The following is a 12,478-nucleotide window of genomic DNA, read 5'->3' as shown; positions in this document are numbered from 1 at the left end:
GCATGGGATTCTTCAACGGCGGCAGGTTCAACCTGACCGTATCGCTGCGCTATATGCCGCAGCCGAACGAGATCGCGTTCCTGTGCGATCTGTTCAACCGCGCGTCGCGCAGCCTGCACGACGCGACGGACGGCACTCACTCGATCGGGACGGTGCTGTACGCGGCCAACAATTTCGGCGGCGCGGACGCCAGCATCTGGGTGCATCCCAACAGCGACGTCTGGCCCAATTCCACGTCCGCCCGGCTATGGCTGCCAACGGAGTCGACGGACATCTCGCAGGACTTCCTGATGCGGCCCACCATCATGGCCCACGAGCTGTCCCACTATCTCTACGACCTGCTACCGGCCCAGCGTTTCGAGTTGGTGTTGGATCGCTCCGGCAGCATGGCCGGAGCCAAGTTCAATCAGCTGAAGATCGGCGCGAACTTCTGGGTGGACTACGTGAATCCGATCGAAGAGCTCGGCTTGTCACCTATGCGGGAAGTCCCACCACGGTCGGGGCACGAAGCGAGGTGCCCGCGGCGGGACCGAACCAGACCACCTGGCGCAACGCTCGACACACTATCGTGAACAACCTCCTCCCGGGCGGCCAAACCGCGATCGGCGACGCTCTGCGGCAAGGACTGAACGCCATCATCGCTGCCGGGCGTGCGGCGAGCCAGGTCATGGTGCTGTTCACGGACGGGCTGCAGAATGCCGGAGCAGAGACCGCCGAGCAGGTGCTGCCAGACCTTCGCGCCAACGGCGTTCGCGTCTACACCATCGGCCTCGGGGGCGATCAGGACTCGGCCTTGCTCGAGTCGGTCGCCACTACGACGGGGGCCAGCTACCTCCCGATCTCGGGTAATCTCCCGGCAGCCCAGGCCGAAGCTGCGGAACCCTCCTGCTGAACATCAAAACCAAGACCAGCTGCTGCTGTCATCGCTTCGATGCCTCCAGGCTGCGAGCCGTTGACCAGTCGCCACCGAGGGTCGTGAGATCTTCGATGAAGGGAACCGTCCAGTGGAGCTTTAGGTCTGCCCGTAGCCGTTGCGGTTGGAGGACTGCCAGCGCCAATGGTCTTCACACATTTGCGCGAGATTTCGGCGCGCTGACCAACCAAGGTCGGCAAGCGCAGCGGATGCATCGGCATAACTAACTGCTGCATCGCCGGGCCGCCGGGGCACAAATTCGTACGCGATGGGCTGGCCAGCAGCCGTGCTAAAGGCCGCGATGACCTCCAGGACGGATGTTCCCTTGCCGGTTCCTAGATTCCAGCGGAAGGTCCCAGACCTGCTCTCAAGATAATCCAGAGCCGCTAGGTGCCCGCCGGCAAGATCCATGACGTGGATGTAGTCCCTTACCCCGGTTCCGTCCGGCGTTGGATAGTCGTTGCCGAATATCCTGACTTTCTCGCGACGTCCGACTGCGACCTGCGCAACGAATGGCAGCAAATTGTTGGGTGTTCCCTGTGGGTCTTCGCCAATGCGTCCAGATTCATGGGCGCCGACGGGGTTGAAATAACGAAGTAGGGCGACGCTCCAGCGGTCATCGGCTGCACAGAGATCCGAGAGGATGTCTTCGATTTGTTCCTTAGTCCGACCGTAGGGGTTCGTGGCGTCCAGCGGGGACTTTTCGATGAGGGGAACCTGTTCAGAGGCGCCATAGACCGTTGCGGAGGAACTGAAAACCAGTCTCCGGACGTTTGCGCTTTCCATACTTTCGAGTAGGTTCAAAGTCCCCACGACGTTGTTTCTGTAGTACCAAAGAGGCTTCGCGACGGATTCACCCACTGCCTTTAACCCGGCAAAGTGGATCACTGCGTCGAATTTATCGTCGCGGAAGACAGCGTCGAGAGCTTCGCGATCCAGCAGGTCGCACTTACGGAAGCCCAGCGTCCGAGCGGTGAGCTCCTCAACCCGCCGCATCGACTCCGCATTAGAGTTCAGTAGGTTGTCCAGAACCACGACCTCATGGCCGCCTTCGAGCAGGCAAAGCACAGTGTGTGATCCAATATAGCCGGCGCCCCCGGTCACCAATACCTTCATGCCGTTAGTCTAATTGGCAGCGGACAGCCCTCCCAACTGGTGCGCGTCACTCGGGTTAATGAGACGCAGGCTCCATCGTGGCAGCGACACAGTCTTAATTCAGCAGCTGCCCCAGTACCACATACATGCGGCATGGCGCTGGCATTCACCGGCGGACATGCACAGGCAGAATGTCAATCAGCCCAGGCGCCCCAGAACGTTTATATCTCCCGCGCTCACGGGCGCTCTGCTACCTAAGCATCCATGGCCAGCACCAAAACAAGCACACGCTTACGCGATTCCCCAAAAGTCATGTGCCGAAGTCTAGGGGGTACAAAAGACCGGACAATCCGCACCCTGTAAAGTTCCTACAGGCATCACGCCCAAACTCGCAGGGGGAAAGGTACAGACAATGAAGATAGTTCACCTCATGGGCGCATTGAAGCCGAGCGGTATGGAACGGATGTTCGTTTCGGCGGCGGAGCACTTCAGGGACGCGGGCCTGGACACCCTAATCGTCGGTCAGGGCACGGAGCACCCCTTCGCTCCCGAACTTGAATCGGCAGGCTATCAAGTCGCCGCAGTCCCGTCGCTCAGGACCGCTGCTGGCGCTAAGGCATGGGCCACCCTACTGAAGTCCGAGAAACCAGATCTGATACACATCCACACTGAGGGCGCATTCGGGCTCTCCACCCTGGCCGCCAAGGTTGCGCTTCCTAAGACGCCCATCATCCGGACCATCCACAGCTATTTCCGACCCCAAGGTAAAGCATTGTTAAGCCGGAGAGCCCAGGCGTTCGTCGCCGACAGGTTCGTCAAGCAGTTCATCGCTGTATCTCCGGACGTCCAGGACAATGAACGAGCCTTCAAACGGGACCCCACGCTCATTTTAAACTGGGTGGAGGATAGGTTCTTCACTCTGCGCGATGTGCGAACGAATCTCCCCAAGAGTGAAGCTGCCGCCGCTGTTATCGTCGGCAACTCATCGCACATCAAGAACCACGCCCTAGCGCTGCGAGCCGTCAAGGCCAGCAGCCTCGACCTGTACTTCCACGGCGACGAAACGGGAGCCACTGCGGAAGAAAAGGCCATCCTCGACGGGCTGCAGGCCGCTGGCCGTCTTCGCCACCGAGGTGTGAGCGATCCTGCGGAAAGCCTATTGAAGGCTTCCGTGTTCCTGATGCCCAGCCGCCACGAGGGGATGCCCATTGCCTTGTCAGAGGCACTGGTGGCCGGAGTCCCAGCCATCGTGAACCACGCCCCCGGAATGATGTGGGCTAAGGAGTTCCCCAACGTCATGAAGATCGGAGCCAACCAGGCCGAATGGAATCGGGCGCTGGAAATTTTCGGCCTCCCGGACTTCCGCGCCCAACTACAGCCGGCACCCGCTCCGCTCGACCTATCTGCACGCCGAGGCGTAGGCGAACTCGTCACCGCATACCGGAGCGCCGTAGCGGCTCCATAAGAAGGGACCACGGCGGAGCTGGCGGCGGCTGGTACCTTGCCCGCTACCGGGGCAGCACCAGGGGGACCTACAAGGTGTCGCTGAAGATCCTGTTCGGCTGGTGCGGGGCCTAGACATCGACGTACTGGAGGGCATGCGCCGGCCGGTGCTGGAACTCTTTGCCCGCTACCTCGAGGACGAGCGGAAGAACTCACCCTCCCACCGTGGCCCACCACCGCCCAATCATCCGCGGCTACTACAGCTTCGCGCAGATCAACGGCTACATCGATCGATCCCCTGCCGCTCTCATCCGCATGCTGCGGGTCTTCATCGACGCGTCCCGGGCGATGGGGCTGGATCGGATGGAGCTGTGCGCCGTCATCCAGTGCGCCCGGGCATCCTCGCGGTCCGATTCCGCACTCATCGCCCTGATGGGCATGCTGGGCTTGCGCGTCACTGAGGCGTGCAACGTGAAGATCGAGGACTACCAGGACATCGAGGGCGGCCACCGGGTGCTCCGCCTCGTCGGCAAGCCCGCCACCATCCCGCTAGCCGTCCCGGTCTTGCGCGCATTGGATGCAGCAGCCGGTGAACGGACGTCCGGGCCGCTGCTCCTACGCAACAAGTCAGGTGAGGCCGTGAACAATCCTACCCACAGACGCCGCGATCAAGCAGGCGATCACGACACCTGGCACCGAAACTGCATCGGCACTTTCTGCCACTTATGGGACGCCAAAGCTCGATAAGACTGAGGCGGCTACGACTTATGCTGCCATCGCATCCCCAGCCTCGGCGGACGCGACGGGAGCAGCCGAGGCAACGGCCGCTACACCATCCTCGGCGGCGGCGGTAACGCAATCTTCGTCCAGCCCGCGGCGGTCAACATCGTAGACCCTGTTATCACAGGCAACTACGTGGACCGCACTGATCAGGGGACAGGCATCGTTGAGGGTGGCATCAAAGTCCACAACCAAGCCGCGCTGACTGTCACCGGGTCGCGCATCACCAACAACAGGGTTATCCTCCCCATCGGACCAACCCTGGCCCCGCCCGTGTGCATCGAAATGTTCCGCCATCACCGGGAACACTGTCACGGGTGGACGCATCGGCATTAGCATCGCCAACGCCAAGGGCGCGGCGGTTGCCGGGAATACTTGCACATCCAATAAGGACTACGGCATTGAGTTCTCCGGCGCAGCCCGCTTCACGGCCAGCGGGAACACAATCGACGGCGGCGGTACTGGCTCGACGGGCATCTCCTGCAACTCGGCAGCTACCAACTGCGCCATCAGCGGGAACACCGTAGCCGGATGCACGGGCAGCAGCCTCAAAATTGAGGGCGTGTGCACCAACATCAGCGTTTCTGGGAACGTCGTCAATGCAGCAGCGCTCTACGCAGTGGAAGTAATCAACTCCACTCACCTCACCATCAGCGGCAACATGCTCGACGGCAACGCCACAGCACTCAAAGCGGTCATGCTGGACAAATCATTCCCGGCAACCGTCTCGGGCAACACGGCGCGGCGGTTCACCCAGAACGCCGTATTGGTCTCATCCAACGGCGCCCTCGGCACGCAGTTATCAGGCGGTGCAACTTTGGGGCCCGGTGTGCGAGCGACAGGGAACATGCCGTACACGGACATCCTCAATGCCGCCGGCGATGTTCGCCAAATATCCGGGGCCGGTTCGCCCGAGAGCGCATTCGGTGGTGGCCCCGGCTCCGTCTACCTCCGCACGGACACCGGCACGATGTACATCAAAAACAGCGGCACAGGCAGCACCGGCTGGAAGCTCGCGACACAGGCCGCTTAGCGCGGTTCGCCGGGGCCAGACACGGCGCTGGTCCTGGCGATGCGCTGCGCTGTCAACGCGCCCTCAAGTTTCGCAAGATGGGCGTCCTGACGTTCAGGCAGCGTTGGTTCAACGGAACCCGCAGCGGACCGAACAGTAGGCCCAGGAACAAGGATCGCAAGCAGCAGCGCGGCCAGCACCACCACGTAACTAAAGCCGTAGTTATGCAAGGTGAACGGGACTTCGGTCATCATGAAGAACAGGCACATGATGGTCACAGCCACATACGGCGCGTCCCGCGCTTTCGTCAGCGACCATGCGAGCGCGACGGCAACGCCTCCCATTAGGAGCAGCCCCACAGTTCCACCCTCAATCAAGGCTTCGAGGAACTGGTTGTGCGAGTTGTTGAAGAAAAGCGCTGACAGGGGGGAGCCTGTCGCGTTGTCGAAAGTGAAAGCTCCCCAGCCGAAGACCGGGCGTTCCGTCCAGTTGGCGGCAACCAGATCCCACACCAGAGTCCGGGAGTTCAGGGTGGTCACATCCGACGCGAGGGACGATTCATCGAACGAGGACACGATTGCGGGCCACAGGAAAACAGCAATGGGGGCACCGAAAATCGCTGTATTGATCGCCCGGACCATTCGGGACTTCCGGGCATTGACGATCCAATATCCGGCGCCAGCGACCAAAAGACCAACGGTGAGTGTCCGGGCCTCTGCAAGAAAAAGTATGGCAAGACACGCGAGGAGGTGAAGGAGCCAGAACCTGGGGCGCGCCCGCATCGTGAGGAAGAAGGCGATTGCCGCCGTGAAGGCAAGCAGATTGGCGTGGGGCGTCACCCCGGCTAGTCGGAATTCGACTCCAGGCAGGACGATCCTCCGTGGAAGGTCTCCTAGGGCGTGGGTTAGATCGACGGCGGCGTAAGCGAGACTCAGCCAAACTACGCTGACGCTGATTCTTCGGACGGTTTGCCGGATGCTTTCGCGGCTGGCGCTGGTTTTCCAGATCGCGAGAACGAGGCCTGGCAGGTAGAGCACCCCCAAGGCTACGCCCCAAGTCACTTCACCTATCTGGCCATTTATTACGGCAGACGAGGCGACAACACCTGAGAACGCGAGCAAGCCAGCCGGCACCAATGGATGGGCAGCCCTCCCACGGATCGCCAACGTTCCGAAGATCCCCGCCAGCATCACACAGGGGAAGGCAAAACCCGCGATCGCACTGATCGACCGCGACACGCCATGCAACCCTTGCGATTCAAGGACGCTGCAAGCCACGGCGGTAATGGCTACGGCCCAAAGCAACATGTGCATGGGGCGCCCTGCATGCTTGCCATCCAACGATGGCCAGGTCCGGATGGCAATGACCCCCCAAACGAGCGCCACAGCACCAACCAAGGCAAAAAGCAGCAGTGTAGACATAGTTCCCCCATACGGATTCGGTGGCGCCCGATGAGTCTACCGGGCAAACAAACAGGGGGCATGATTGATGTCATGATCGTCTCAACCACACTCATCGCACTCGGCTTCATCGTTGCCAACGTCGGGAGGGCGAACAGCGAGAACGACTCGATCATCTGGTTGGGTATAGCCTGTACTCGGCGGCGCCGCCCGGCGACGCCGCCGGGGGTGCGGCCGCAGTCCCGGCGCACGGACGGTAATCGTCAAACCCGCGGCGGCACCGGTCGCAGCATCCAGCGCAGGAGTGGGCGGACGATCCGCACCCAGCAGGGGTAGCCACCGGCACCAGCCCGCAGACAGCGAAAAGCAGCTTCAGCGCCGCCCTCGGTCAGCGGCACAACCCGGACAAATTGAACACTCGGCAACGCACCCCGGGAATGAGGGTCCGGAAACGCACGTCCCCGCCTCCGGCCGGCTCGGACACCTCACCGAGGAAAGTAACGAGCTGCTTATCCGCAAAGCCCCGCCCGCGGCATGGAGCAGAACGCCAGCCGCCGTGCGTCGCCGAGGTAGACGCGGTGCCGGGCAGCACCTAAGACGTAACAGCTGCCAGCGGTGTTCCCAATTGCTACATGTCCTCAGTGACTACGACGGGGAGCCCGAGTGCTTTAGTCCGTAGGCAGTGTCGTAGATACCGCGAATCCCTTCCACCCAAGGCGTTTCGCGGTATCTACGCTCGAACACATCCCGGCAGTGAGAACGCATCGACGGAAACGATGTGTCGGCTGCCTCAAGGGCACCGGCAAGCGCCCCACTGACCACGGCACCCGTACTATCCTCCCTAATGAAGGACGCCACAACAGAAGGCTCCCAGGCAAGAACCGGCGTACCTGCGGCGAGGGCTTCCATGTATACGAGCCCGAAGCCCTCCAAGCACCGCGACGGGAAGACGACGCCCACAGCGCCCCGCATGAGGTCCATCAGATGGTCACGCATAACAGCACCGAGCATCCTGACGTTCTTACCCTTAGAGGCAGCGGTAACTTCAGCTTCAAGTTCGCCTTGTCCCGCGATCAGGAGGGGACGCTCTGACGGCCACTCTTGGACAAGAGGCAGGATGCCCTTCTCGTGGGAAAGGCGGCCTCCGTAGAGCCAGTAATCGCCGCCAGACCCAGCGCCGCCATCCAGCGCGTCGGGCAGGAAGTGCGGAAGCACGTGCAGCCTCTCGGGGGGTACGCCGTAGGACGCATAGGTCGAACTCATCTGACCGCTGAGAGCCACAATCGCGGACGCCTCAGCCAGGAATGGATCGCGCTCGAACTTCTGCCCTAGCGCGACTGGAACGGACGCTATCCGACCCCTGTAGCAGCCATGCTGAACTGCGGGCAGGGAAGACTTGCTATCGGGGCAGTCAGTGCAGACCTTGCCGTCACGGTAAAACGTGCCAGCGGCGCACATCGGCCTGTAGTTGTGCAGAGACGAGATGACTGGCGCGACCGATTCTACGAGCCACTGCTTCCCATAATTCGGGAACAGGTTGTGCACATGAATGATGTCGGGGTTGAAATCACTTAGGCGTTGCGGACTCGGACCCCTACCTGTGGCAGCAGTCAGTGCCGCCTCTAATGGGTAGAGCCTACTTCGCTCCCTGTCGTCCGTGCGCTGAGCGAAAACCTCGACTGAGTAACCAGCTCGTCGGAGTGCGTCCGCCTGCTGTTGGACAACTACATTCTCCCCACTCGGCACTCCGGAAGAGTAGAAGCTGTGGACGACAGCCACGCGGTAAGAGTTGTTCCGGTCATCATCTGCAGCGCTAGTCGTCCCCATGCCCCCAATCATAGGGTCTTCGTACTGGCCCATGAAAACGCTGACCACTGGAGGCGCCAATGACTACATAACGCCGGCCAAGTGCGCCCCAGGCCCGTCAGCTCAACCAGGCCCGAACACAAGCGCTGCAGCCACGGCTACACTTCTACAACAACCACCGATCAGACGGCGGCCTCGGAGGCCAACCACCGATCAGCAGGTGCAACTCAACTACTGGCTGAGTAAACCTAGACCTGACCGGAACAACCAGTCATGGCATCCTGTTGCGGCAGATGATGCAACGCAGGTGTCGCAGATCATGCCACTCATGCAGGGCTGTTTCAGCCAGCGAGCTTCCCGGTGCGCTGACGGCTGCTTCTGCGCTCGGCGCTGCGCTGGGCAGTCCGGGGACGGTAGTTGCGGCGGATCTCCCTGCTCACGGTCCACCGACTTCGCCCGAGCTCCATAGCAATCGCACGGATACTGTGACCGGCGTGCAACAGGTCCGCGATGGTTATGCGTTCCGACTCGGAGAAAAACCGGGCTGAGATTACCGCTGGCCGCTGGTGGGAAATCGGAGGGTACTTCTTGATGTCGCCGGACTTGAGGACGACTTCGTGGCCGTGCCGCCAGCGAGTGCCCGAGCTACGGCTGATCCCTACGATCCGACAGGGTTCTGAATTGCCCATTCCCTGTTTCATCAGCTGATCATTGTGAGCCCGGCAGCGTTCTTGGAAGGGTGCCCCGGGACTTTCTTGGTCTTTTCATCTCTCCCAATTGCAACTCCTAAAAGCTCGGGTTTTGCAACGACTACTGGACGCCAAGCCGTCACAATGGCTCAGTTTTCGACCGTCACCGACAAGGCTACGGCCCTCGCACCTGGGAGCCAGCATGCACTCACGATAGAATCGTTCAGGCAAGGGGACTAAAGCGCACCAACTTCGCAACGGTTGCTGCAACAGTACCAATAGGATCGGGAGTTGTCGGCTAGTTGGCGCTGGCGTGGCATTCTGATATTTTTCCTCTTCCCACCACCGGCATGTTCGGATGTGCCGGTATTGTCGACCGCCGTCTCGAGATGGAGGGCGATACTCAAAACGAATCAAAGGGCTTCGAATATGCAGACTGTCGTAATTCTCCAAGAGTACGTTCCCCAATACAGGGTTCCATTCTTTGAAGGTCTGATTGCCCTGGGTGCGGCCAATTCTATTCAGATTAAGGTTGCTGCCGGACAACCAAACAATAAACAAAACAAACGACAAGACGGCGTTGCCGCGGGCTTTATATCCCCGATTCGTCAACGCGAATTTCGCTTAGGTAAACGTAGGATTGTTATCCGGGACACGCGCCCTGTCATTCAGTCCGCTGATTTGATCATCATGGAGCAGGCAAGGCGCAACCTAGATGCCTATCGGCTCCTACTTAGGCCTTGGCGCAGCCAAAAAGTCTGTCTTTGGGGCCACGGGAAAGACTTCGTTCTGAGCCCCTCCTGGTTCAGTCGCACCCTGTTGACGCGGCTTACAAACGCAGCAGATTGGTTCTTTGCCTACACGGAGGGTTCTCGTGCGGCTGTAGTCGGGGCCGGCTTCCCCGCGGAACAAACCACTGTCGTTAGGAACTCCATCGACACAAACGAGCTCCAGGAGCAACTGCTCGAAATCTCGAAAGAAGAAATAGCAGAGTTCCGCAGAAGATACCAGTTGACCAGTTCGACAGCTGTCTTCATAGGAGGCCTAGACGAGTCGAAACGTTTGCCCTTTCTTTTCAAAGCCGGGAGACATGCCTATGAGAAAGATGCAGAGTTTCGCCTGATTGTAATCGGAAGCGGACCTCAAAAGGACTACGTTGAGTGTCTGGCCAATGAGGAACCTTGGTTAAGGTACTTGGGACCACGATTCGGCAAAGAAAAGGCAATTGCTATAGCGTCCTCAGAGGTCATTTCCATGCCCGGTCGAGTTGGCTTGGTCGCCGTCGATAGTTTCGCTGCAGCACGACCAATCGTCACGACGACGTGGCCATGGCACGGACCCGAGTTTGAATATCTGGTTGACGGGCAAACATGTCTTGTCACCACCGACAACGAGGAAGCGTACGCGGATGCTTTGGTGGCCTTGTTGCAGGATAAAGGAAGATTGGCTGCCATGCAGGAATCTTGCCGCGATTCAAGGGCGGAGTATTCAATCGATGCCATGGTCTCTAGATTCTTTAAGGGGATTCAAATGGCGCTGGCGTCACTGGATTAGAACCCACATTTAGCCGTTCGACAAGCCGAGCCTAGGTTCGGGAGGCGCAAGATGGCGAGTCAAATGAACAGGACCTCCGCCCGGGCTCAAGGGCCCTCAAACCGACCACCTATGCCCCCTCTCGCACCTACTGCAGACACGGCGCCAGCGGATGAAACTTCCCTGTCCCGCCAGCGTTCTCGGCTCTTCGCCCGAAGAACCGGAGTTGCACCCCCTCAAGCAGGGCGTCCCCCAACAAAGGCTGGGAGCCGCACGCCTCGGCGACTAAGAACGCGATTTGTCTCGTGCCAGCGGAATGTCAACAGCCAGGCAAATGCGGATACAGTCCCGGCAACGCTAATCTGCACTGCAGCCTCTGTAAGTCGACCCGCTGGTGAAACGAGCCTGGCCGCCTCGAGTCCCGCGAGCAACCCAACGACGGATAATCCAGCAGACCACAGTGCAAGTGATGCCAGCCGCCGTACGAGGCGACTCCTCATCCTTACTCTGAGCCCGCTATGCGAGGTGGCCGACGATATCGCCATGACGAACAGGCCAACAAAAGAAGAGATAGTAACGGCCGCGGCGGCCCACCAAATCGCATGGGTTGTAAACAACAGAAAAAGCGGTATAACCAGGGAACCTGCCATAGACCACTGCGCACGTCGTACGTGCCTAAAATTGCCGCGCATTTCCTGACCGCTGGCCAAGCCACCGAACGGTACGGTGAGTCCAGCACCAATCGTTAGAAGAGTAGCTAGGGCCCCAGCTTGTTCCCAACCATCCCCCAGCCACAGATCCACAAGCGCCCCGGCATTCACGGCAACAATACCGAAAATCGGGAAGGCAAATCCCGCTGAAAGAGTGGCAGCGTCATTCATGGCTCTATCCGCAACGTGTGGCCGGGTAACAAGACGCCAGTATGGTTGCATGGCACGATTTAGTGCAGCACTAAGCGCAGTAGCTGGCATCTGGGCCAAGGAGGCTCCCCTGGTAAATTGACCCAAGGCGCTAGAACCCAATAAAGCACTCACGATCCACTCAGGCACTCGCTGTAGTAGAAAAAAACCGGTATTTTGAGCTGTTATTTTCCGCGTGAATCCCATTACGGTGCGATATAATATTGGGCTCCCCTGAACGCGTTTGTGGGATTGAAATAACCTAGAAAGAAACGCCAGCAGGAGTAACTGCAAGGCAACCACGACTGCCAATGTCCAGCTTTGTTTAGTATGTAAAGCCAAGAGGGCCCCGCACCCGCTAGCCAACATGAAGCTTATAAGTAGTGCAAGCGCGTCCTTCTTTGGCTGCAGTTCACGGCGAAGTAGCGCCGACTCGATAGACGCAGAGGGTCCTATGGCTTGGCCCACAGCGAGCAGAGCAATGTACATGTGACCTTCTGGGGCGCGCAGTATCAAGAGCCAACCTGGAACCAGGACCACAAAGACGACGGCCGATAAAATTCCTCCCAGGAGGCCGCACAGACGAATGGTTAGGACGGCACGGCCTCCGAGCTCAGATTCCTTCAATACGAACGACGGCAACCCTGTTGTCGTGAGAAGGGCGAGTAGGCCCATAAGGCTTAGAGCCGCCGCAAAGCCGCCAAATTCAGTAGGCGTAAAAAGCCTCGCAGTCAAGGCTGCATAGACCAATTGACCAGCGCTCATAATCATCTGAGCTGTCAACGCCCACGACAAACCCCGGGAGACACTTCGAAATCGGCTCACTTTACGGCCCTTGACGCTAGTTTCATCTCAATCTTTCTGCAGCGATCAGTTGGGCTTCGTTTATGAACGCATTGTTGGATGGC

General features: G+C 59.6%; 12 protein-coding genes and 1 pseudogene. 7 read left to right on the top strand and 6 right to left on the bottom strand.

Annotated elements, in window-relative coordinates:
• The first annotated feature begins 2 nt into the window (after positions 1–2).
• Both AU252_RS24910 and AU252_RS24905 read left to right on the top strand, forming a co-directional pair.
• The gene (locus AU252_RS24910) at positions 3–572 is read left to right on the top strand and encodes a hypothetical protein (RefSeq protein ID WP_058931505.1); all 570 of its coding nucleotides are present in this window, start codon (positions 3–5) and stop codon (positions 570–572) included.
• On the top strand, positions 515–892 hold the full coding sequence (locus AU252_RS24905) for a vWA domain-containing protein (RefSeq protein WP_346425555.1): 378 nt from the start codon (positions 515–517) through the stop codon (positions 890–892). The genes AU252_RS24910 and AU252_RS24905 overlap by 58 nt, the downstream gene beginning before the upstream one ends.
• Before the next feature lie 120 nt (positions 893–1,012).
• Here the strand turns inward: AU252_RS24905 and galE are convergent, their stop codons facing one another.
• Complete coding sequence (gene galE / locus AU252_RS15540) at positions 1,013–2,029, bottom strand: UDP-glucose 4-epimerase GalE (RefSeq protein ID WP_058931503.1); 1,017 nt, start codon at positions 2,027–2,029, stop codon at positions 1,013–1,015.
• Positions 2,030–2,420: 391 nt separating this feature from the next.
• Here galE and AU252_RS15535 point away from each other — a divergent pair, with 391 nt between their 5' ends.
• The gene (locus AU252_RS15535; RefSeq protein ID WP_058931502.1) at positions 2,421–3,473 is read left to right on the top strand and encodes a glycosyltransferase; all 1,053 of its coding nucleotides are present in this window, start codon (positions 2,421–2,423) and stop codon (positions 3,471–3,473) included.
• A gap of 203 nt (positions 3,474–3,676) precedes the next feature.
• Positions 3,677–4,198: a hypothetical protein gene (locus AU252_RS15530; RefSeq protein ID WP_058931501.1), complete on the top strand. Its 522-nt coding sequence runs from the start codon at positions 3,677–3,679 to the stop codon at positions 4,196–4,198.
• An 18-nt stretch (positions 4,199–4,216) separates the two neighbouring features.
• On the opposite strand, the gene AU252_RS24185 is transcribed toward AU252_RS15530, so the two are convergent.
• A complete protein-coding gene (locus AU252_RS24185; RefSeq protein ID WP_167349838.1) occupies positions 4,217–4,420 on the bottom strand; it encodes a hypothetical protein in 204 nt (67 codons plus the stop codon).
• Between the two features lie 16 nt (positions 4,421–4,436).
• On the opposite strand from AU252_RS24185, the gene AU252_RS23330 reads away from it, so the two are divergent.
• Entirely contained in the window at positions 4,437–5,264 is an 828-nt protein-coding gene (locus tag AU252_RS23330) for a right-handed parallel beta-helix repeat-containing protein (protein WP_083510433.1), read from the top strand.
• Here AU252_RS23330 and AU252_RS15515 read toward each other — a convergent pair.
• Positions 5,261–6,664, bottom strand: a complete 1,404-nt coding sequence (locus AU252_RS15515) for an O-antigen ligase family protein (protein WP_083510432.1) — start codon at positions 6,662–6,664, stop codon at positions 5,261–5,263. The genes AU252_RS23330 and AU252_RS15515 overlap by 4 nt on opposite strands.
• Positions 6,665–6,724: 60 nt before the next feature.
• On the opposite strand from AU252_RS15515, the gene AU252_RS15510 reads away from it, so the two are divergent.
• Positions 6,725–6,979, top strand: coding sequence for a hypothetical protein (locus AU252_RS15510; protein WP_058931497.1), 255 nt, complete (start codon positions 6,725–6,727; stop codon positions 6,977–6,979).
• Between the two features lie 309 nt (positions 6,980–7,288).
• Here AU252_RS15510 and AU252_RS15505 read toward each other — a convergent pair whose 3' ends face one another.
• Both AU252_RS15505 and AU252_RS15500 read right to left on the bottom strand, forming a co-directional pair.
• Positions 7,289–8,518, bottom strand: a complete 1,230-nt coding sequence (locus AU252_RS15505; protein WP_058931496.1) for a glycosyltransferase family 4 protein — start codon at positions 8,516–8,518, stop codon at positions 7,289–7,291.
• Between the two features lie 278 nt (positions 8,519–8,796).
• A pseudogene (locus AU252_RS15500) lies at positions 8,797–9,150 on the bottom strand (helix-turn-helix domain-containing protein); the annotation flags it as partial.
• Positions 9,151–9,567: 417 nt separating this feature from the next.
• Between AU252_RS15500 and AU252_RS15495 the strand changes: the two are divergent.
• The gene (locus AU252_RS15495) at positions 9,568–10,692 is read left to right on the top strand and encodes a glycosyltransferase family 4 protein (RefSeq protein ID WP_058931494.1); all 1,125 of its coding nucleotides are present in this window, start codon (positions 9,568–9,570) and stop codon (positions 10,690–10,692) included.
• Positions 10,693–10,907: 215 nt separating this feature from the next.
• On the opposite strand, the gene AU252_RS25035 is transcribed toward AU252_RS15495, so the two are convergent.
• Positions 10,908–12,395 (bottom strand): lipopolysaccharide biosynthesis protein, encoded by a 1,488-nt coding sequence (locus tag AU252_RS25035; RefSeq protein WP_430929448.1) that lies wholly within the window; start codon positions 12,393–12,395, stop codon positions 10,908–10,910.
• Positions 12,396–12,478 lie beyond the last annotated feature (83 nt).

Origin of the sequence: Pseudarthrobacter sulfonivorans, from assembly GCF_001484605.1 — a bacterium.
Classification (GTDB): Bacteria; Actinomycetota; Actinomycetes; order Actinomycetales; family Micrococcaceae; genus Arthrobacter; species Arthrobacter sulfonivorans_A.
The sequence above is the reverse complement of the archived record's forward strand: the minus strand, read 5'-3'. Positions and strand labels throughout refer to the sequence as shown.